Genomic DNA, 20,519 nt, shown 5'->3' with positions numbered 1-20,519 from the left:
GTCTCAACGCCTGGGCCGGGTGATCGCGGGCGCGGGCTTGTCGGAGGTGCCGCTTAGACTGTTCCCCGTGCTGAATCGGATCGACCTGCGCGGCTCCCGCCGGGACCCGCGCGGTCTGCTGCCCCGTGCCCAGCTCGACGTCTCCGTTGCCGTCGAGAGGATTCGTCCCGTTGTCGAGGCGGTCCATGAGCATGGGTTCAGCGCGATCCGCGAGGCGACCGAGCGCTTCGACGGCGTGACGCTGGAGCGCCTGCGGGTGCCGGCCGAGGCCATCGCGGCCGCCGCCGAGACCCTCGAGCCGGAGGTCCGGGCCGCCCTGGTCGAGGCCATCCGGCGGACCCGGAAGGTGCACGCCGACCAGCGCCGCGCCGACGTGACGACCCAGGTGGTCGACGGCGGCACGGTGACCGAGCGCTGGGTCCCGGTCGGCCGGGTCGGGCTCTACGTGCCCGGCGGTCTCGCCGTCTACCCGTCCACCGTGGTGATGAACGTGGTGCCCGCGCAGGAGGCCGGCGTCGAGGGCCTGGTGGTGGCGTCGCCGCCACAGGCCTCCAACAACGGCCTGCCCGACTCCCGGGTGCTGGCCGCGTGCGCGCTGCTCGGCGTGACCGAGGTCTACGGCGTGGGCGGCGCGCAGGCGATCGCCATGCTGGGCTACGGGTCCGACGGCGTGGACGAGAGCGACCGCTGCGAGCCGGTCGACGTGATCACCGGGCCGGGCAACATCTGGGTCACCGCGGCCAAGCGGCTGCTCCAGGGCCGGGTCGGGATCGACGCCGAGGCCGGCCCGACCGAGATCGCCGTCCTGGCCGACGAGACCGCCGACCCGCGGCACGTCGCCGCCGACCTGATCAGCCAGGCCGAGCACGACCCGCTGGCCGCGAGTGTGCTGGTCACCGACTCGGCGGCGCTCGCCGACGCGGTCGAGGCCGAGCTGGCCGTGCAGGTCCCCGCGACCAAGCACGAGGAGCGGGTGCGCACCTCGCTGACCGGGGAGCAGTCCGGCATCGTGCTGGTCGACGACCTGGAGCAGGGGCTCGCCGTCGTGGACGCCTATGCGGCCGAGCACCTGGAGATCCAGACGCGGGACGCGCGGGCGCTGGCCATGCGGGTCCGCAACGCCGGGGCGATCTTCGTGGGCGCGTGGTCGCCGGTGTCGCTGGGGGACTATGCGGCCGGCTCCAACCACGTGCTGCCGACCGCGGGCTGCGCCCGGCACTCGTCCGGCCTGTCGGTGCAGTCGTTTCTGCGGGGCATCCACGTGGTTGAGTACGACGAGGCGGCGCTGCGCGACGTCGCCGGTCACGTGGTGGCCCTGGCCAACGCCGAGGATCTGCCCGCGCACGGTCAGGCTGTCCAAGCGAGGTTCCCCGCATGACGACCATCGACGAGCTGCCGATCCGGGACGATCTGCGCGGCAAGTCGCCCTATGGCGCTCCGCAGATCGACGTGCCGGTGCGGCTGAACACGAACGAGAATTCGTACCCGGTGCCGGAGGACGTGGTCGAGGCGATCGGCAAGGCCGTGCAGGCCGAGCTGCGCGACCTCAACCGCTATCCCGACCGCGACGTGATCGCCCTGCGCACCGAGCTCGCGGCCTATCTCGGGCATGGCCTGACCACGGCGAACGTGTGGGCCGCGAACGGGTCGAACGAGGTGCAGCAGCAGCTGCTCCAGGCGTTCGGCGGGCCGGGCCGGTCAGCATTGGGCTTCGGGCCCTCGTACTCGATGCATCCGCTCCTCGCGCAGGGGACGGGCACCGAGTGGATCGGCGCGCTACGCGATCCCGATTTCGGATTGGACCCGGACAAAGCGGTCGCGGCAATCAAGGAACACGACCCTGACCTGGTCTTCGTCTGCTCGCCGAACAACCCGACGGGCACTGCACTGGACCCGGCGGTCGTCGACGCGATCCTCGCGGAGGCGCGCGGGATGGTCGTCGTCGACGAGGCGTACACGGAATTCGCCCGCCCCGGCACTCCGAGCGCGCTGACCCTGCTGCCCGGCCACCCGCGGCTGGTCGTGAGCCGGACCATGAGCAAGGCGTTCGGTTTCGCCGGCGGCCGCCTGGGCTACCTGGCCGCCGACCCGGCCGTGATCGACGCGGTCCAGCTGGTCCGCCTGCCGTACCACCTGTCGGCGATCAGCCAGGCCGCCGCCCGGGCCGCTGTCGTGCACCGGGAGTCGCTGCTCACCACCGTCGAGGCGATCAAGGAGCAGCGCGATCGGATCGTCGACGTGCTGCGCGGGCGCGGGGTGAAGGTCGCCGACAGCGACGCGAACTTCGTGCTGTTCGCTGTTTCCCGAGATCAGAAGGCCGCGTGGCAGGCCTTCCTCGACCGGGGCGTGCTGATCCGCGACGTCGGCCTGGCCGGCTGGCTGCGGGTCACCGCCGGCACCGAGTCCGAGACCACCGCATTCCTGAACGCCGCTGAGGAGATCCTGTCGTGAGTAGGACCGGGCGGATTGACCGCGTCACCAACGAGACCAAGGTGCTCGTCGAGATCGACCTGGACGGCACCGGCAAGGGCGACCTGAGCACCGGCGTCGGCTTCTACGACCACATGCTCAACCAGCTCGCCAAGCACGGCGGCTTCGACCTGCTGGTCCGCACCGAGGGCGACCTGGAGATCGACTCGCACCACACGATGGAGGACACCGCCATCGCGCTGGGCGAGGCCTTCGCGCAGGCGCTCGGCGACAAGCGAGGCATCCGGCGGTACGGGTCGGCGACCATCCCGATGGACGAGGTGCTCGTCCGCGCGGCCGTCGACCTCTCCGGCCGGCCGTACGTGGTGCACGACGAGCCGCTGCTCACGCCGTACATCGGGCCGGTCTACGCGACCAGCATGACCCGGCACATCTTCGAGGCGTTCGGCCACGCGGCCAAGGTGACCCTGCACGTGGACGTGCTGCGGGCGTGCCGCCCCGGCGGCCACCCGGACGCCCACCACGTGGTGGAGGCGCAGTTCAAGGCGTTCTCCCGGGCACTGCGCGAGGCCGTCGAGATCGACCCGCGCAACGCCGGTGCGCTGCCCTCGACCAAGGGCCTGCTCTGACATGCCGGCGAACGTGGTGATCCTCGACTACGGGTCGGGGAATCTGCGCAGCGCCGAGCGGGCAGTCGCGCGGACCGGCGTCGACGTGACGGTGACCAGCGATCTTCGCCAGGCGGCGGACGCCGACGGCCTGGTCGTGCCCGGCGTCGGGGCCTATGCGGCGTGCATGGCCGGCATCAACGAGCTCGACGCCGGCCCGGTGATCGCCGAGCGGGTCGCCGCCGGTCGGCCCGTGCTGGGCATCTGCGTGGGGATGCAGATCATGTTCGAGTCCGGGGTCGAGCACGGCGTGGAGACGAAGGGGCTGGGGCTGCTGCCGGGTTCGGTCACGCGGCTGCACGCCCGGCGGATCCCGCACATGGGGTGGAACACCGTCGAGGTGCCGGCCGGGTCGAAGCTGCTGGCCGGGGCCGGTCCGGGGACGCGGTTCTACTTCGTTCACTCGTACGCGGCAAGGGATCTTGATCTTTTGCTGGATGCCGCCGTGACCACCGCCGCGCATGACGAGCCGTTCGCCGCGGTCGTGGAGCGGGGCGCCCTCAGCACCGCGCAGTTCCATCCGGAGAAATCGGCTGATGCCGGATTCAAGCTGCTGACCAACTGGGTCGCCACGCTCTGATGAGCAAGGAGCGTGCGCGGCGGCGGGCCGAACGGCTTGCCGTCCTCCAAAAGGAGAAGGCCGTCCGGGCCCGGCGGGTGGCCCGGCGGCAGCGTCGCCGCGCTCTCGTGCGGAAGCTCACGCCGCCGCGGCTGAGCAGCGACGGCCGTCTCTACCATCGCAGCCGGCGGCAGCGGCTCGGCATCGTGATCGTCCCACTGATCGCCATCGCCGCCGTCTGGCTGTTCATTCCGGAGACGGCGCTGCGCATCCTGCTCACCGTCCTGCTCGTCCTGGCCGCCCCGGCTCTCGTGGTCGTGGTGCTCGGCCGCCGCAAGTAGTCGTGCCGGCGGCCGCGAAGCCGCCGTAAACTGGGAGATATCGTGACTTTGCAACTGTTGCCCGCCGTCGACGTCGCCGACGGCCAGGCCGTCCGCCTGGTCCAGGGCGCCGCCGGCTCGGAGACCGCCTACGGCGACCCGCTGGAAGCTGCCCTGGCCTGGCAGAACGACGGTGCCGAGTGGATCCACCTGGTCGACCTGGACGCCGCGTTCGGCCGCGGGTCGAACGCCGAGCTGCTCGCCGACGTGGTCCGCCGCCTGGACGTCAAGGTGGAGCTCTCCGGCGGCATCCGCGACGACGAGTCGCTGACCAGGGCGCTGGCCACCGGCGCGCAGCGGGTCAACATCGGCACCGCCGCCCTGGAGGACCCGGAGTGGTGCGACCGGATCTGCGCGGAGTACGGGGACCGCGTCGCGATCGGCCTGGACGTCCGCGGCCGCACCCTGGCCGCCCGCGGCTGGACCAAGGACGGCGGCGACCTGTACGAGGTGCTCGCCCGCCTCGACAAGGCCGGTGCCGCGCGGTATGTGGTCACCGACATCACCAAGGACGGCACCATGCGCGGCCCGAACCTGGACCTGCTGCGCGAGGTGTGCGCCGCCACCGACAAGCCGGTGATCGCCAGCGGCGGCGTCTCCACCCTGGACGACCTGCGTGCCCTGGCGACGCTGGAGCCGGTCGGCGTGGAGGGCGTGATCGCGGGCAAGGCGCTCTACGCGGGCGCGTTCACGGTCCGCGAGGCGCTGGAGGCCCTGAAGAAGTAGTCCGGCTACACGGACGATGAAGTAATTGTCGCTGGTGCTTAACGGTTCTCGCCCGCCAGGCTGGGAGCCATGAGGCCGCGTGACATCGCCCTGGCCGTCGCCGTCGCGGCGGTCTGGGGCGTCAACTTCGTCGTCATCGAGACCGGGCTGGACCACTTCCCGCCCCTGCTCTTCTCCGCACTGCGCTTCGGCCTGGCCGCGTTCCCGGCGATGCTGTTCGTGGGCCGCCCGCAGGTCCCGTGGCGCTGGGTCGCGGCCGTCGCGCTGATCCTCGGTGTGGTCAAGTTCTCGCTGCTCTTCGCCGGGATGGCGGCCGGCATGCCGGCCGGGCTCAGTTCCCTGGTCCTGCAGAGCCAGGCGATCTTCACGATGCTCTTCGCCACCCTGTTCCTGCGCGAACGGCCACGTCTCGTGCAGATCGGCGGGCTGGCTCTCGCCGCCGCCGGGGTCGCGCTGGTCGCTACCCGCACGGGTGCTGGACTGCCCGCGTTCCTGCTGGTCATCGGCGCGGCGGTGGCGTGGGGCCTGTCGAACGTGGCCACCCGCAAGGCCTCCCCGCCGGACACGCTGAACTTCATGGTCTGGGTCAGCGCGCTCGCCACCGGCCCGCTGATCGTGCTGACGCTGCTGATCGACGGCCCGTCCGCGGACCTCGCCGCGCTGCGAGGCATCGACACCGAAGCGATCCTGGCGCTGTTCTACATCCCGGTGCTCTCCACGCTCGCCGGGTTCGGGGTGTGGGGTCACCTGATCCGCCGGCACGGCGCGGCCACCGTCGCCCCGTTCTCGATGCTCGTCCCGTTCTTCGGCATCGCGTCGGCGGCGATCGTCCTCGGCGAGCCGGTGCACGCGATCGACGTCGCCGGCGGGGTGCTGGTCGTCACCGGCGTGCTCGTGGGACTGGTCTCTTTCCGGCGCGTCCCGGTCGTTAGGGTGAGTGCATGACGGTCGCGGTGCGTGTGATCCCCTGCCTGGACGTGGATGCCGGGCGGGTGGTGAAAGGGGTCAACTTCGTCGACCTCCGGGACGCGGGCGACCCGGTCGAGCTGGCCGCCGCCTACGACGCGGCGGGCGCCGACGAGCTGACGTTCCTCGACGTGACCGCGTCCTCCGACGACCGCGGCACGATGCTGGACGTCGTCCGGCGTACTGCGGAATCGGTTTTCATCCCGCTCACCGTCGGCGGCGGTGTCCGCTCGGTGGACAACGTGGACGTGCTCCTGCGGGCCGGCGCGGACAAGGTGGGCGTGAACACCGCCGCGATCAGCAGCCCGTCGCTCATCAGTGAGATCGCCGAGCGGTTCGGGAACCAGGTGCTGGTGCTCTCGCTCGACGTGCGCCGCGCTGCCGGCCGGCCCTCCGGGTGGGAGGTGACCACGCACGGCGGGCGGCGCAGTGCCGGGCTCGACGCGGTCGAGTGGGCCGAGCGGGTGGCATCGCTGGGCGCGGGCGAGATCCTGCTGAACTCGATGGACGCCGACGGGACCAAGGCCGGCTTCGACCTGGAGCTGATCCGCGCGGTGCGGGCCGTGGTGGACATCCCGGTCATCGCCAGCGGGGGTGCCGGTGCGGTCGAGCACTTCCCGCCCGCGGTCCGGGCCGGGGCCGACGCGGTGCTGGCCGCCAGCGTCTTCCACTTCGGTGACCTGACGATCGGCGAGGTCAAGCAGTCTCTGCGGGACGCCGGCAATCCCGTTCGCTGAGGCTCTTACCGGCCGTCGGCGAGGCGCAGGCTGTACTCGCGGACGGCGGCCGTGTACGCGGTCTCGTCCAGGACCCAGTCGGTGTAACCGGGCTGGGCGCCGCGGTTCAGCTGCGCCTGCAGGGTCATCACCGCGGAGGAGAGGCCGCTGAACGGGCGGGTCCGCCAGAGCTGTTCACCGGCCGGGGCGACCTCGACGATGTCGTCCTCGACGGTGATCAGCCCGGCACCCTGGAGGCGGCGGATCGACTCCTCCAGCTCGTCGCGGCTCGGCACGCTGTGGTGCAGGAAGTCGGCCGCGGCCAGCAGGTCGGCGAGCGTCGCCCCGGACACGGGTAGTGCCGCGTGCAGCGCCCGGTCGCGTTCCAGGCGCTCAGCGATCACCGCGGAGACGAAGATCCACGCGTCGTTCCAGTTCCAGCCGCCGGCCCCCATGCCGCAATGATGCCGTGTGGTTGTCATGCCGGGGAAGAAAATGTGTCCGGATGATCACCAGATCATGGCTGCGGGCAAAACGGGATCTTCACCTTCGATGACCGCATAGGCCACACATCGGGGTCGGCCTGTCTCAGTGGGCGGGCACCGGGACCGGCCGGCGATCGGGAACGGTCAGCTTCGGCAGGAACAGGTGCACCAGCGGCCCGATGGCCAGCGCGTACGCGATCGTGCCGACCCCGACCGTGCCGCCCAGCAGGAATCCCGCGCCGAGAACGAGCAGCTCGATGCCGGTCCGGACGACCCGGATCGACAGCCGGGGGAAGCGCGCGTTCACCCCGGTCATCAGGCCGTCGCGCGGGCCCGAGCCCATCCGGCTGCCGATGTAGAGCCCGGTCGCGAAACCGTTCAGCAGGATTCCGCCGACCAGGTAGCCGACCCGCGCCGGAATCGTCTGGCCGGTCGGCAGCAGGGCCAGCGCCGCGTCCGCGGAGAAGCCGACGAGCACCAGATTGGCCACCGTGCCGACGCCCGGTTTCTGGCGCAGCGGGATCCACAGCAGCAGCACCGGGACGCCGACCAGCACCACGGTCCAGCCGAAGCTGATCCCGGTCACGTCGGAAATTCCCTGGTGGAAGACGTCCCATGGGTTCAGGCCCAGCCCGGATTCGATCATCAAGGCGATGCTGGCGCCGTAGAGGACCAGACCGGCGAGGAGTTGCGTGATGCGACGAACCAGGCTCATGATGCCACTCTGAAGGCCAATTCGACGGTGTTAAAGTGCCAATCCTCGGGAGGTGGCTATGACTACGTCGGTGCGAGGGGACCAATTGGCCCGGCTGCTCGGCCGGTGGCACTCGTTGCCGGGGCGGCACCGCAGCCCCGACTACGCCGCGCTGGGTGCCGCGGTGCGCGGGCTGCTCGCCGACGGGCGACTCGCGCTCGGCGTGCGGTTGCCGGCGGAACGGGAGCTGGCCGAGTCGCTGGGCGTGAGCCGGACGACGGTGTCGGCGGCGTACCGCGCGCTGCGCGAGAGTGGTCACCTGACCAGTCGCCGCGGCGCCGGCAGCTGGACCACGCTGCCCCACGGCCACCGCGTCGCCACCTCCGGGCTCTGGACCCCGGACGACGACCTCGACATGATCGACCTCGGTTGCGCCGCGTCCGCCGCGCCGGTCGAGCTGGTGCCGGCCGCCCGCGCCGCCGCCGAGGAGCTCCCGCGCTACCTGGGTAGTGCCGGGTACCACCCGACCGGCCTGCCCGAGCTACGCGCGAAGGTCGCCGAGATCTACACGAACCGGGGCGTGCTGACCTCGGCCGAGCAGATCCTCGTCACCAGCGGCACCCAGCAGGCGCTCGACCTGGTGCTCCGCCTCACCGTCCCGGTCGGCGCGCCGGTGCTCGTGGAGACGCCGACCTATCCGAACGCGCTCGCCGCGCTCTCCGCCCGCCGCGCCCGGATCAGCACCCACGGCCTGGACACCGCCACCGGCTGGGACGCGGAACTGCTGCTCGGCGCGCTGCGACAGACCCGGCCACGGCTCGCCTACATGATCACCGAGTTCCAGAACCCGACCGGCCACCTGATGCCGGCCGAGCTGCGCGAGCGGATGGTCGCCACCGCACACGCCAGCGGCTCCGAGCTCGTCGTCGACGAATCCTTCGTGGACCTGCCGCTCGACGACCCCGACATGCCCCCGCCCGTGGCCGTTTTTGATCGGCACTCGCGGGTGCTGTCGATCGGCGGGATGAGCAAGCCGTACTGGGGTGGCCTCCGCATCGGCTGGGTCCGCGCCTCGGCGCCCCTGGTCCAGCGGCTGGCGGCGATCCGGGTCGGCGTCGACATGGCCAGCCCGGTGCTGGAACAACTCGTCGCCGTGCAACTGCTGCAGCAGGCGCCGTCGATCGTCGCGGCACGCCGGGCCCAACTGCGATTCCGGCGAGATGCGCTGGTCACGGCGTTGCGCGAGCAGCTGCCGGAGTGGCGGTTCTTCATCCCCGGCGGTGGGGTGACGCTCTGGGCCGAGCTCGACGGGCCGATCTCCAGCGCGCTGTCCCGGGCCGCCGAGGACGTCGGGGTGCGGCTCGCGCCGGGGCCGCGATTCGGACTCGACGGGACATTGGAGCGTTTTCTCCGCCTGCCGTTCACGCTGCCGGCGGACGATCTCGTCGAGGCGGTCCGGCGGATCGCCTCGGTGCGCCACGACCTCGACCGCGCCGCGCGCCCCGCCTGGCGGACCCCCGCCGTCATCGCCTGACTTCGTCACTGACCGATAAAGATCTTCATTGCCCCGCTCCGCTGTGGTCCCGGCCGTCGCTCCCGCGGGGACCCTTCCGGTCCTCGCAGGGCCGTGGCCGGCCCGGAACGCGAGGCCCGCAAGGGCGGCCTCCGTGGGTGGTCCCGGTCCGGGCACAAAACCTGTGGTGAGGTCACCCCGCCCGCAGCGTCCCGCCCGTCGGAGCCCGCGAGGTGGGCGCGTGGTCGCGCAGGCGGCGCGCCCCGCCCCTCGGCTGGTTCGCATGGGCGTCATGAAGCACGAACAACGCCCATGAGAACCAGCCCGGACCCGCAACCACGGTGCGGCCTCGGGCCACGTGCTCAGGTCGCGGGGGCCTGGTAGAGGCCGAAGCGGTTGCCGTCGCCGTCGCGCAGCGTGGCGATCAACGGGCCACCCACGTCACGGACGGCGTGTTCCTCGGTGGCTCCGGCGGCGAGGTGGGCCGCGATCTCGGCTTCGATGTCGTCGACGTGCCAGAAGACGACCGGGCCGGCGGCCACGTCACCGTGCGGGTCCAGGCCCAGTTCGGGGCCGTCGTCGGGACGGAAGCCGACGTAGAATGGGGCGTCGGTGTACGGCTCGGTGCCGAGCAGCCGGGTGTACAGGGCTTTGGCGGCGTCCAGGTCCTTGACCGGGACGGTGATGGTGCGGATCGGCATGTGGACCTCCTCGTCACCCCGAACCGTATGCCGGTTGACCGCGGCCGGGCTGCGGTTCGCCGCACGAGCAGCCCGTCTCGGGACCAGGGGCGCTGTGGACGGGTCCGTCGCCCGGCCCGCGAACCCGTCCACGGGTTTTGCGGTCCGGCCGTGCCCACCCACGGAGGCCGCCCTTGCGGCCTGAGCGTTCTGGGCGCCCCGCGCCCTGCTCGGGCCGGAAGGGTCCCCGCGGGAGCGACGGCCGGTACCCCGGCGGAGACAGGCAATGAAGCTCTTGATCTTGAGCAGCAGAAAGGCCGCCTCCGTCACCGGAAGCGGCCTGACTGGCGGAAAGTGATCAGATCTGGGCGAGCGAGCCCTCGTACATCTTCTCGATCTGGTCGGCGAAGTTGGTCTCGACGCTGCGGCGCTTGATCTTCATGGACGGCGTGACCTCGCCGGCCTCGATGCTCAGGTCGCGGGGGAGGATCGTGAACTTCTTGACCGTCTCCCAGCGGTTGAGCTTGGCGTTCAGCTCGGCGAGGTAGCCCTCGACCAGCGCGTGCGTCTCCGGCGCGGCGACGATCTCGGCGTAGCTCTTGCCGGCCAGCGGGCCGTCGGCGGCCCAGCTCGCGATCGCGTCCTCGTCGAGCGTGATCAGCATGGTGACGAAGTTGCGGGACTGTCCGACAACGATCGCCTGTGACGTGTACGGGCAGACGGCCTTGAACGCGCCCTCGATCGCGCTCGGCGCGATGAACTTGCCGCCGGACGTCTTGACCAGATCCTTCTTACGATCGGTGATCTTGAGGAAACCGTCGGCGTCGAGCTCGCCGATGTCGCCGGTGCGCAGGAAGCCGTCCTCGGTGAACGCCTCCGCGGTCGCCTCGGGCAGGTTGTGGTAGCCGCGCATGACGGGCGCGCCGCGCAGCAGCACCTCGCCGTCGGTGTCGATGCGGACCTCGAGGTCGCCGATCGCCTCGCCGACCGTGCCGATCTTGAGGCGGCCGCGGCGGTTCACGAAGTTCGCCGCGGAGGCCTCGGTCATGCCGTAGCCCTCCAGGATCGGCAGGTTCGCCGCGGCGAAGAACTCGGCGATGTCGCGGCTGAGCGCTGCCGAACCGCTGACCAGCACGCGCAGGTTGCCGCCGAGCTTGTCCTGCAGCTTCTTGAAGACCAGGCGCTCGGCCACCGCGTACTGCGCCTTGAGGGCGGCCGGGACGGGCTTGCCGGCCTGCTCGAAGGCGACCTTCTTCTTACCGGTGGCGACCGCCCAGGAGAAGATCTTCGGCTTCAGGCCGGTGCCGGAGAGGCCGCTGGTCACGGTCTTGTTGTAGACCTTCTCGAAGATGCGCGGCGGGGCGCACATCAGCGTCGGCCGGATCACCGCGAGCAGGTCGATCAGCTTGTCGACGCGGCCGTCGACATAGGTCGGGACGCCGACGTGCAGGATGCCGCAGAGCAGCGTCTTGCCGAACGCGTGCGACATCGGCAGCCACAGGTAGTGCAGGTCGGTGGGGGAGAACAGGCCCAGGTGGTCCTGTGCGACGCCCTCCCACGTCCAGCCGCGGTGCAGCAGCTCGACGCCCTTGGGGCGGCCGGTGGTGCCCGACGTGTAGATCAGGGTGGCGACATTGTCCGGACCGAGCTGGGCGATCACGTCGTCGATCAGGCTCGGCTCACGCTGCAGAGCGGCGGCGCCGAGCTGCTCCAGGTCGGCCAGCGTGATCTGCGGCGGGGTGGCGCCGGCGTCGGCCGCGCCGTCGATCAGCACCACCTTGGTCAGCGCGGTCGGCGTGCCGGCGATCTTCAGCGCCTGCTTCGGGTTCTCCGCGATCAGCACCTTGGAACCGGAGTCCGCGATGATGAACGCGGTGTCCTCCGGCTCGGTGGTCGGGTAGACCGTGGTGGCCGCGGCACCGGCGACGTTGATGCCGAGGTCGGCCAGGATCCACTCCAGGCGGGTGCTGGACAGGATCGCGACCCGGTCCTCCAGGCCGACGCCGAGCTCCCGCAGGCCGGCCCCGATCGCCTTGGCCCGCTCGCCCACCTGCCGCCAGGTCAGCCAGCTCATGCCGGTGTCGTCCGCGCCGGGCCCGGCGAGGGCCTGCGCGTCCGGCGTCTTGGCCACGCGCTGGAACAGCATGTCCGGGATCGACCGGTAGGGAACCTCGAGAGCCATCAGGCGCCGCCTTAAAACCGCAACGGGGGGACGTAACGTCGTTGTTACCGCACAGTAATGACTTGGCGGTCACACGGCTAGAGCGCCCCTGAAACTGAACGCAATCCTAGTCGCTACGTTGTTACCGTGGTTTTCCTGGTGATCGGCGGGACGGGTGTCGACACGGTGGTCCCGGTGGCGGGCCTTCCGGTGCTCGGGGCCGACTCGGCCCGGCCCCGCGGCCCGATCGAGGACCACGTCTCGCACACCGGCACGTGCGTGGCCCTCGGCCTGCGCGCGCTCGGGGCATCGGTGCAGGTCGTCGACACGGTCGGGGACGACGACCCGGGGCGGCGGGTGGTCGCCGCGTTCGACCGGTGGGGGATCCCGCTGCGCGTCGCGCCGGCTCCGGCCGGGACCAGGCGAGCGGTCAATCTGATGAGCCCGGACGGGCGGAGGCTTTCCCTGTACGACGGGCGGGACGTGCCCGGCTACCGGTTGCCTTCAGCGATGTATCTTCCGCTGCCGGCCGAGGTCCGCCACGTGCACGTGACGATCATGGACTGGGCCCGGCACCTGCTGCCGTCGCTGCGCGCGGCCGGGGTGACCGTGTCGACCGATCTGCACGACTGGGACGGGGAGAATCCGTACCACCGGGATTTTGCCGTCGGCGCGGACGTGGTGTTCGTCAGTGGCGTGGATCTGAGAAGCGGTGCCGCCGAGCGGATCCTGGCCGAGGGCCGCGCCTCCCGGGTCGTGGTGACACACGGCGCCGGCGGGGCGGATCTGTACACCCGGGACGGGGTGACGCACCGGGACGCGGCCGACCCGGGCGCCCCGATCGTCGACACGAACGGGGCCGGGGACGCCTTCGCCGCCGCCTTCCTGACCGCGTGGACGGCGGGGAAGAGCGACGGCGAATGCCTGGCGGACGGTACGGTCGCGGGAGCCTACGCCTGCACGCGGACGGTCGGTGCGGACGCGTTCATCTCCCGGGCCGAACTGCGGGCCCGGTCAGAGTAGGGACACCAGCAGCGACACCGCGGGGTTGGTCAGCAGCGACACGTCACCCCCGGTCGCCGCGGCGGCCGGACCGGACACCAAGCCGATCGCACTCGCCGCCACGAGCAGCACCATCGCTACGCGGAACCCGCCACGTCGGATCCTCATGTCATCCCCCTGAACATCGAAGTCGATACCTCGTACCTGAGAGTAACCATGGAGTGACGTTCGACGGGCATCCTGGATTGTCTATACCGTCGGGACCGTGGATCTGGTGATCGAGAGTGGCAGCACCGCGGCGGTGTACCGGGCGTTGCGCACCGCCATCGCCGACGGCCGCCTGCAGGCCGGGCATCGGCTGCCGGCCAGCCGGGCACTCGCCGCCGACCTCGGGGTCTCCCGGGGCAGTGTGGCCGGGGCGTACGAACGGCTCGTCGCCGAAGGCCACCTGACCGCGCGCGTCGGCTCCGGGACGTTCGTCGCCGAGACACGCACGCCCCGGCAGCAGCCACGATCGGTGCCGGACCCGCTGCGCCCCCGCGCCGGTTGGGACTTCGGACCCGAGCCGACCAGCGGGAACACGCCCGCCCCGAAGTACGACTTCCGGGTCGGCATCCCCGACGCCGGACTGTTCCCGTTCGACACGTGGCGCCGGATGGTCGGGGCCGAGCTGCGGTTACGGGCGAACGGGCCGGGGACGTACGCCGACCCGTACGGGCATCCGGCGCTGCGGGCCGCCATCGCGCGTTACCTCGGATACGCCCGCGCGGTCCACGCCACCGCCGGCGACGTGCTGGTCACCAACGGGGCGCAGCACGCGTTCGACCTGATCGGGCGGGTGCTGCTGCGTCCCGGCGACACGGTCGCGGTGGAGGAACCCGGATACCCGCCGGCCCGGGCACTGTTCGCGTCCCTGGGGGCGCGGATCGCCGGCGTACCGGTCGACGGCGAAGGCCTGATCGTGGACGCGCTGCCGGCCCACGCGCGGATCGTCTACGTCACGCCGTCGCACCAGTTCCCGCTCGGGCCGGTGCTCAGCCTCGACCGGCGGCGGCAACTCCTCGACTGGGCGCGCCGGCGGCAGACGGCGATCGTCGAGGACGACTACGACAGCGAGTTCCGCTTCGGCAGCCGTCCGCTGGAACCGTTGCGAGCCCTCGACCGGAGCGAACGGGTGCTCTACGTGGGAACGTTCTCGAAGAGCATGCTGCCGACGATCCGGACCGGCTTCGTCCTCACCCCACCCGGCCTGCGCCCCGCGATGGCGGCGGCCCGGCAGCTCGGCGACGGGCACGGTCACGTGGCCATGCAGGCGGCCCTGGCCCGGTTCATCGACGAAGGTGAACTGGCCCGGCACGTGCGGCGGGCCCGCCGGGAGTACGCCGCCCGGTACGAGCGGATCGTCGCCGGGCTGGGGAAGCTGCCGCAGCTGAACGTGGTTCCGTCGGCGGCGGGACTGCACGTGACCGCCCTGTCCCGGTCCAGGATCCCGGATCTGTCGGGCAGCCTCGGGTGGCCGCTGGACGACCTCTCCCACTACGGCGGCGACCGACACGGCCTGGTCCTCGGCTTCGGCGCCGTCGACCCCTCCCGCATCGACGAGGGCCTCTCCATTCTGGCGCGAAACCTCTGATCGACCCCGTTGGCGCGTACGTCGTGAGCCGCCCGTCGCCCCCGCGCCGGCATGGACGACTCCTGCCCGATGCGGCAGCCCGCGAGCAGGCGGAGTGGCGATCGGCCCGGCCCGCGCGGGCCCGGCGGTGGTGGCCGGCCTGCGGGGCTTGACCAGCCGGCGTGCCGCGGCTCGACCGGCGGCCGGCCTGCGGGGCTTGACCAGCCGGCGTGCCGCGGCTCGACCGGCGGCCGGGTCGGGGCTCAGACGGTGACCGGGATGGGTTCGGCCGGGAGGTGAGGGCGCTTACGGCCGTACCGGTCAGCGACGACCTGGTAGACGAGAGCACCCACCGCGAACCCGAGGCTGAGCAGCGCCGGCCACCCGTTCAGCCACAGCAGCCCGCACACCGCCACGAACGCGACCCCCGCCACCACCCGCGACCACCCCCGGGGCAGCAGGCGGAGCGCGGCGGCGGTGCCGATCACGTACACCAGGGTGAAACACCCCGTGACCAGCAGCGCCGCCTGGGAAACGGTCAGTGGCAGGAGCGTGCATCCGATGCTGGTGACGAAGATGAAGGTGAGGGAGCGGCGCCGGCCCCCGAACACCCGGGCCGGCAGTGCGCCGTCCCGGGCCAGCGCCACTCCGAGCCTGCTGGTGCCCGCGTAGTACGCGTTGACCGCACCCAGCGTCAGCACCACGGCGACGACCGCGGTGACCGCGCGGACCGGTCCGCCCACCCCGATCGCCAGCAGGTCGGCCAGTGGCGCCCGGCTGTGGGCCAGCGCCGGCCCGAGGGCGAGCACGCTGACCGCGGCGACCGCCAGATACAGCACGCCGACCACGGCGACCGCGAGCATGGTGGCGCGGGGCACGTCCCGGCGCGGATCGCGGTACTCCGCGGACAGCGACGACAACGCCTCCCACCCGGCGAAGCCCCAGACCAGGATGGCGGCGGCGGCGCCGACCCCGGACCAGCCGTGCGGCCGGAACGGGGTGAGGTTCGACCGTTCCAGGTGCGGCAGGGCGGCGATCACGGTCACGACCAGCAGCACCGCCAGGGTTCCGGTCAGCACCAGTTGGACCCGACCGGAGATGCGAAGACCGAACCAGTTCATCCCGTACGCCGTGGCCACCACCCCGAGGAAGGTCAGGAACTCGGTGACCCTGCCCCCGCCGATCGCCCCCGCGACGTACCCGCCGACGAAGGACGCCGCGACCGGGGTGCCCAGCGGCACCGCGAAGTAGAAGCACCAGCCCACGGCGGCGGCCGCACGACGACCGAAGGCCATTCCCGCGTACGTGGCCACACCGCCCCCGTCCGGGTACCGCGCCCCGAGCGCGGCGAATGTCCAGGCCAAGGGTGCGGAGAGGAGGATCAGCGCGAGCCACGCGAGCAGCGCGGCGGGTCCCGCGGCCGCGGCGGCCAGCGCCGGCATGGAGATGAGGCCGGTGCCCAGCACAGCGCCGATCGAGAGCGCCGTGCCCTGGGCCACCGAGAGTCGAGCGGTCATGTGACGAAACTAGAGCGCGATTGGTCCGTACGTCCGGGCCAATCTTGTGTCTTTTGAAGGGGCCAATCGTCAGAACCCGAGCTTGGCCCCGCGCAGCCGCTCGGCCGTGCTCGGGTCGCCCTCGATCTCGACGCGGGCCACGCGCTGCCGCCCGGAGAAGAAGAGCGCCAGCTCGCCGACGTCGCCACTGACCCGCACGGCCGGGGCCGGGCCGTTGCGCACCGGCGGGAACCCGTCCGGGATCACCTCGCCGGCCACGCCGGCGCGGCGCAGCGCCATCCGGGAGGTGAGTTTGCCGCTGCGCCAGAGCGCGGCCTGGTGACCGGCCGGCAGCGGGCGCGGCTCCCATCCGGGCGCGGCGCGGCGCACGTCCTCGTGGTGGATGAAGAACTCCATGGTGTTGATCACGCCGTCGGTCAGCGGGCTGCTGATCGGGCTCCACACCGGTGGCCGGCGCAGCTCGGCGATCAGCTCCGGGTACGGCATGGCGGCCTTGGCCAGGCGCACCCGCTCCCCGTACGAGCGGAGCGCTGGGATGATCATGCCGGCGCCGGCGTCCGGCCGGCGTTCCCGGACGACGAGATGAGCGGCCAGGTCCCGGGTGGTCCAGCCGGTGCACAGGGTCGGCGCGTCCGGGCCCTCACGCAGCAGCAGGTCGGCGAGCAGTCGGCGTTCCTGGCGGGCGTAGTCGTTCATCGACCGATCCTATGCCCGCGTGCGGTCCGGTGTAATCGTCACCACAATGTAAACACTGGGGGTGGCGACCGCTCGTTCGGCAGGATGGGATCGGTAAGGCCGGAATTGCCGGTCAACACTTACCAGTCAGGTAGGAAATGAGCAGCAGAGCCAGCCGCGACGTGCTGGGACGGGGTCTGCGGGTGCTCGGCCACGCGATCCGCACCGAGCCACGGCTCTTCACCGTCGGCACCATCGGCAGCAGTCTGTTCGGGCTGCTCATCATCGCCAACTCGTACGTGGTGGGCTGGGTCATCGGCGACATCGTCGTGCCCGCCTTCGCCGCGCATCGGGTCAGCACCGGCGAGCTGGGCCTGGTCGCCGCGGCGTTCCTCGGCATCAGTGCCCTGCGCGTGGCCAGCATCTTCGGGCGCCGGCTGGGCGCGGGCTACATGCAGTTCCGGCTGCAGGCGCGCTACCGCAGCGCGGTGACCCGGCGCTACCTGTCGCTGCCGCCGGCCTGGCACCAGCGGCACGCCACCGGCACCCTGCTGTCGAACGCGAACTCGGACGTCGAGGCGGCCTGGGGCCCGATCGCCCCGCTGCCGTTCGCGGTCGGCACGGTGGTGATGCTGATCGGCGCGCTGATCTCGCTCTTCGCCACCGACTGGGTGCTGGCGCTGGTCGGCGCCACGCTGTTCCCCGCGCTGTTCGGGCTGAACCTGGTCTACTCGCGCCGCATGTCGCCGCGCCAGATCAGGGTGCAGCAGAACCGGGCGAAGGTCAGCGCCGTCGCGCACGAGAGCTTCGACGGCGCCCTGGTCGTCAAGACGATGGGCCGGGAGGCCGACGAGTCCCGCCGCTTCGGCGTCTTCGTCGACGAGCTGCGCGACTCACTGATCTCGGTCGGCCGGCTGCGCGGCCTGTTCGACCCGCTGATGGACAGCCTGCCCAGCCTCGGCACGCTCGCCGTGCTGCTGCTCGGCGCGTGGCGTCTGGAGACCGGCGCGATCGGCGTGACCGAGCTGGTCAGCGTCTCGTTCCTGTTCACCGTGCTGGCGTTCCCGGTGCGGGCGATCGGCTGGGTCGTCGCCGAGCTGCCGCGCAGCGTGGCCGGCTGGGATCGGGTGCAGGCGGTGCTCGGCGCCGAGGGCGATCTCGCCTACGGCCAGGGTGCGCTGACCGGTTCCGGCCCGGCCGAGTTGCGCTTCGAGCAGGTCGATTTTCGGTACGGCGACGGCCCGCAGGTCCTGCACGAGGTGAGTTTCACCGTCCCGGCCGGCAAGACCGTGGCGCTCGTGGGAGCGACCGGTTCCGGCAAGTCGACGATCGCCTCGCTCGCCGTGCGCCTGGTCGACCCGGAGTCGGGCAGCGTCGCGCTGGACGGCGTGAAACTGCCCGACCTCGCGCTTCCCGCGCTGGCCGGCACCACCGCCCTGGTCCCGCAGATCCCGTTCGTCTTCGACGACACCGCCCGCGGCAACATCGCGCTGGACCGGCCCGGGGTGGACGATGCCGCGATCCGCGAGGCGGTCGCGCTGGCCCAGGCCGACCGGTTCGTGGCGAACCTGCCCGATGGGCTGGACACCGCGGTCGGCGAGCGTGGCACCTCACTCTCCGGCGGGCAGCGCCAGCGGCTCACCCTGGCCCGGGCGCTGGCCGGCAAGCCGCGGCTGCTGGTCCTCGACGACGCGACCAGCGCCGTCGACCCGCGGGTGGAAGCGGCCATCCTCGGTGCGCTGCGCGGGGGTGACGCGGGTGCGTCGATCCTGGTCGTGGCGTATCGGCGGGCCACGATCGCGCTCGCCGACGAGGTGGTCTACCTGGAGCGCGGACGGGTGGTGGCGACCGGGACGCACGCCGAGCTGATGACGTTCCACCGGGGCTATCAAGACCTGGTCACGGCGTACGAGAAGGCGGAGCAGCCCCATGAGTGACGGCACCCTGGCGACCGTGCGGCGGGGCCTGGCGCTGTCGCCGGAGCTGCGGACCGGGCTGGGCGGGACGATCGTGCTGGCCATGCTGCAGATGGCCGGGCGGGTGGCCGTGCCGATCGCCGTGCAGCAGGGCATCGACCACGGCATCCGCGCGGCCGGCGGCCCCGACCTGGGCGTGGTCACCGAGATCGTGCTGTTCACGCTCTGCGCGCTGCTGATCTCGACGCTCTGCGGGTACCTGATGACCCGCCGGCTGTTCACGGTCAGCGAGACGGCGCTGGCGGCGCTGCGGGCGCGGGCGTTCCGGCACATCCACGACCTGTCGATGCTGCACCAGCAGTCCGAGCGGCGCGGCTCGATGGTGTCCCGGGTGACCAGCGACGTCGACCAGATCTCGCAGTTCCTGCAGTTCGGCGGCGTGCAGCTGCTGCTCGCCTCGGGGCAGTTGCTGGTCTCGGCCGCCGTGATGTTCGTCTACTCCTGGCAGCTGGCGCTGGTCGTGCTGATCGCGTTCGGCCCGGCGGTCGGTGTGATCCGGCTGTTCCAGAAGCGGCTGCGCGCCGTCTACCAGGCCTCCCGCGAACGGACCGGGGTGATGCTCGGCGCCATCGCGGAAAGTGTCGTCGGGGCCACGGTCATCCGGGCGTACGGCGTCTCGGGCCGGACCCAGCAGCGGCTCGACACGTCCATCGAGGATCTGCAGGTCGCCCAGCAGAAGGCCCTGCGCACGAGCGTGACCAGTTTCTCCAGCGGCGAGATCGGGGCCGGCCTGGCCCTGGCCGGTGTGGTCGTGATCGGTGTCCTGCTCGGGGTCGACGGCGACCTGACCGTCGGGCAGCTCACCGCGTTCCTGTTCCTGGTGACGCTCTTCATCCAGCCGGTGCAGATCGCCACCGACATGCTCAACGAGGCGCAGAACGCGGTGGCCGGCTGGCGGCGCATCCTCGACGTGCTCGACGTCGAGCCGGACGTGGCCGACCCCGACGACCGGGGCGTGGCGCTGCCGGAGGGGCCGCTCTCGGTGCGATTCGACGACGTGTCGTTCCGCTATCCGGGCGGACCGGTCGTACTGGCGGATGTGGATCTTGAATTGGCCGCGCGGCGGAAGTATGCCGTGGTGGGGGAGACCGGCAGCGGGAAGACGACGTTCGCCAAGCTGCTCACCCGGCTGATGGACCCGGCCGGGGGCGAGGTGCTGCTCTCCGGGACGCCGCTGACCTCGGTGCGGTTCTCGTCACTGCGCTCGCGGGTGGTGATGGTCCCGCAGGACGGCTTCCTGTTCGACGCGACGATCGCGGAGAACATCCGGTTCGCCGAGCCGTCGCTCACCGACGAGCAGTTGACCACCGCGTTCATCGAGCTCGGGCTCGCCGACTGGCTGGGCGGGCTGGCCGAGGGGCTGGACACCCCGGTCGGCGAGCGCGGCGAGGCCCTCAGCGTCGGGGAACGCCAGCTCGTCGCGCTGGTCCGGGCCTACGTGGCCGACCCCGACCTGCTGGTGCTCGACGAGGCGACCAGTGCGGTCGACCCGGCCACCGAGGTGCGGCTGCAGCACGCGCTGGACCTGGTCACCCGCGGCCGGACGACGGTGGCGATCGCCCACCGGCTCTCCACCGCGGAGGCCGCGGACGAGGTGATCGTGGTGGACGCGGGCCGCGTCGTGCAACGCGGCCCGCACGCCCGGCTCCTCCAGGAGCCGGATTCCGTCTACGCCAAGCTCTACGCCAGCTGGTTGGAACAGACGCAGGGCTAGATTGCTCCGCTTCGCTCCGCGGAAGATCGCCTTGTAACCGGTGAG

The 20,519-nt window shown here is 71.8% G+C and carries 20 protein-coding genes; 13 read left to right on the top strand and 7 right to left on the bottom strand.

Going from position 1 to position 20,519, the window contains the following annotated elements; genetic code table 11:
- The first annotated feature begins 67 nt into the window (after positions 1-67).
- The 8 genes from hisD to hisF all read left to right on the top strand — a co-directional run bounded on the left by hisD (position 68) and on the right by hisF (position 6,466).
- Positions 68-1,378 (top strand): histidinol dehydrogenase, encoded by a 1,311-nt coding sequence (hisD, locus tag ACH442_RS01620; protein WP_396120610.1) that lies wholly within the window; start codon positions 68-70, stop codon positions 1,376-1,378.
- Positions 1,375-2,451 carry a histidinol-phosphate transaminase gene (locus ACH442_RS01615; protein ID WP_396120609.1) on the top strand — a complete coding sequence of 359 codons (1,077 nt, stop codon included), beginning with the start codon at positions 1,375-1,377 and terminating at the stop codon, positions 2,449-2,451. The genes hisD and ACH442_RS01615 overlap by 4 nt, the downstream gene beginning before the upstream one ends.
- A complete protein-coding gene (gene hisB / locus ACH442_RS01610) occupies positions 2,448-3,059 on the top strand; it encodes an imidazoleglycerol-phosphate dehydratase HisB (RefSeq protein ID WP_396120608.1) in 612 nt (203 codons plus the stop codon). The genes ACH442_RS01615 and hisB overlap by 4 nt, the downstream gene beginning before the upstream one ends.
- A 1-nt stretch (position 3,060) precedes the next feature.
- Positions 3,061-3,678, top strand: a complete 618-nt coding sequence (gene hisH, locus ACH442_RS01605) for an imidazole glycerol phosphate synthase subunit HisH (RefSeq protein WP_396120607.1) — start codon at positions 3,061-3,063, stop codon at positions 3,676-3,678.
- Positions 3,678-3,998, top strand: coding sequence for a hypothetical protein (locus ACH442_RS01600; protein WP_396120606.1), 321 nt, complete (start codon positions 3,678-3,680; stop codon positions 3,996-3,998). The genes hisH and ACH442_RS01600 overlap by 1 nt, the downstream gene beginning before the upstream one ends.
- Positions 3,999-4,040: 42 nt before the next feature.
- Positions 4,041-4,763, top strand: coding sequence for a bifunctional 1-(5-phosphoribosyl)-5-((5-phosphoribosylamino)methylideneamino)imidazole-4-carboxamide isomerase/phosphoribosylanthranilate isomerase PriA (gene priA / locus ACH442_RS01595; protein WP_396120605.1), 723 nt, complete (start codon positions 4,041-4,043; stop codon positions 4,761-4,763).
- A 69-nt stretch (positions 4,764-4,832) separates the two neighbouring features.
- On the top strand, positions 4,833-5,708 hold the full coding sequence (locus ACH442_RS01590) for an EamA family transporter (RefSeq protein ID WP_396120604.1): 876 nt from the start codon (positions 4,833-4,835) through the stop codon (positions 5,706-5,708).
- Positions 5,705-6,466 carry an imidazole glycerol phosphate synthase subunit HisF gene (gene hisF / locus ACH442_RS01585; protein ID WP_396120603.1) on the top strand — a complete coding sequence of 254 codons (762 nt, stop codon included), beginning with the start codon at positions 5,705-5,707 and terminating at the stop codon, positions 6,464-6,466. The genes ACH442_RS01590 and hisF overlap by 4 nt, the downstream gene beginning before the upstream one ends.
- 5 nt (positions 6,467-6,471) lie before the next feature.
- Here hisF and ACH442_RS01580 read toward each other — a convergent pair whose 3' ends face one another.
- Together ACH442_RS01580 and ACH442_RS01575 are read right to left on the bottom strand one after the other, a co-directional pair.
- Positions 6,472-6,927, bottom strand: coding sequence for a hypothetical protein (locus tag ACH442_RS01580; protein WP_396120602.1), 456 nt, complete (start codon positions 6,925-6,927; stop codon positions 6,472-6,474).
- A gap of 106 nt (positions 6,928-7,033) precedes the next feature.
- On the bottom strand, positions 7,034-7,645 hold the full coding sequence (locus ACH442_RS01575; RefSeq protein WP_396120601.1) for a YitT family protein: 612 nt from the start codon (positions 7,643-7,645) through the stop codon (positions 7,034-7,036).
- Between the two features lie 58 nt (positions 7,646-7,703).
- On the opposite strand from ACH442_RS01575, the gene ACH442_RS01570 reads away from it, so the two are divergent.
- Positions 7,704-9,158 (top strand): PLP-dependent aminotransferase family protein, encoded by a 1,455-nt coding sequence (locus ACH442_RS01570; protein WP_396120600.1) that lies wholly within the window; start codon positions 7,704-7,706, stop codon positions 9,156-9,158.
- A 341-nt stretch (positions 9,159-9,499) separates the two neighbouring features.
- Here the strand turns inward: ACH442_RS01570 and ACH442_RS01565 are convergent, their stop codons facing one another.
- A complete protein-coding gene (locus tag ACH442_RS01565; RefSeq protein WP_396120599.1) occupies positions 9,500-9,838 on the bottom strand; it encodes a VOC family protein in 339 nt (112 codons plus the stop codon).
- 337 nt (positions 9,839-10,175) lie between these two features.
- On the bottom strand, positions 10,176-11,999 hold the full coding sequence (locus ACH442_RS01560; protein ID WP_396120598.1) for an AMP-dependent synthetase/ligase: 1,824 nt from the start codon (positions 11,997-11,999) through the stop codon (positions 10,176-10,178).
- A 126-nt stretch (positions 12,000-12,125) separates the two neighbouring features.
- On the opposite strand from ACH442_RS01560, the gene ACH442_RS01555 reads away from it, so the two are divergent.
- Positions 12,126-13,001, top strand: a complete 876-nt coding sequence (locus ACH442_RS01555) for a carbohydrate kinase family protein (protein WP_396120597.1) — start codon at positions 12,126-12,128, stop codon at positions 12,999-13,001.
- Here the strand turns inward: ACH442_RS01555 and ACH442_RS01550 are convergent.
- Positions 12,993-13,148 (bottom strand): hypothetical protein, encoded by a 156-nt coding sequence (locus tag ACH442_RS01550; RefSeq protein WP_396120596.1) that lies wholly within the window; start codon positions 13,146-13,148, stop codon positions 12,993-12,995. The genes ACH442_RS01555 and ACH442_RS01550 overlap by 9 nt on opposite strands.
- Before the next feature lie 97 nt (positions 13,149-13,245).
- Here ACH442_RS01550 and ACH442_RS01545 point away from each other — a divergent pair, with 97 nt between their 5' ends.
- Positions 13,246-14,613 (top strand): PLP-dependent aminotransferase family protein, encoded by a 1,368-nt coding sequence (locus ACH442_RS01545; protein WP_396120595.1) that lies wholly within the window; start codon positions 13,246-13,248, stop codon positions 14,611-14,613.
- A 242-nt stretch (positions 14,614-14,855) separates the two neighbouring features.
- On the opposite strand, the gene ACH442_RS01540 is transcribed toward ACH442_RS01545, so the two are convergent.
- Positions 14,856-16,109: an APC family permease gene (locus ACH442_RS01540; RefSeq protein ID WP_396120594.1), complete on the bottom strand. Its 1,254-nt coding sequence runs from the start codon at positions 16,107-16,109 to the stop codon at positions 14,856-14,858.
- Between the two features lie 69 nt (positions 16,110-16,178).
- Positions 16,179-16,805 (bottom strand): TIGR03085 family metal-binding protein, encoded by a 627-nt coding sequence (locus tag ACH442_RS01535; RefSeq protein WP_396120593.1) that lies wholly within the window; start codon positions 16,803-16,805, stop codon positions 16,179-16,181.
- 137 nt (positions 16,806-16,942) lie between these two features.
- Between ACH442_RS01535 and ACH442_RS01530 the strand changes: the two genes are divergently transcribed.
- Positions 16,943-18,721: an ABC transporter ATP-binding protein gene (locus ACH442_RS01530; protein WP_396120592.1), complete on the top strand. Its 1,779-nt coding sequence runs from the start codon at positions 16,943-16,945 to the stop codon at positions 18,719-18,721.
- On the top strand, positions 18,714-20,474 hold the full coding sequence (locus ACH442_RS01525; protein WP_396120591.1) for an ABC transporter ATP-binding protein: 1,761 nt from the start codon (positions 18,714-18,716) through the stop codon (positions 20,472-20,474). Before ACH442_RS01530 ends, ACH442_RS01525 begins: the two co-directional genes overlap by 8 nt.
- Positions 20,475-20,519: the final 45 nt, after the last annotated feature.

It is taken from the genome of Actinoplanes sp. NPDC020271, assembly GCF_044388125.1.
GTDB lineage: Bacteria > Actinomycetota > Actinomycetes > Mycobacteriales > Micromonosporaceae > Actinoplanes.
This window is presented reverse-complemented; position numbering and strand designations above follow the sequence as displayed.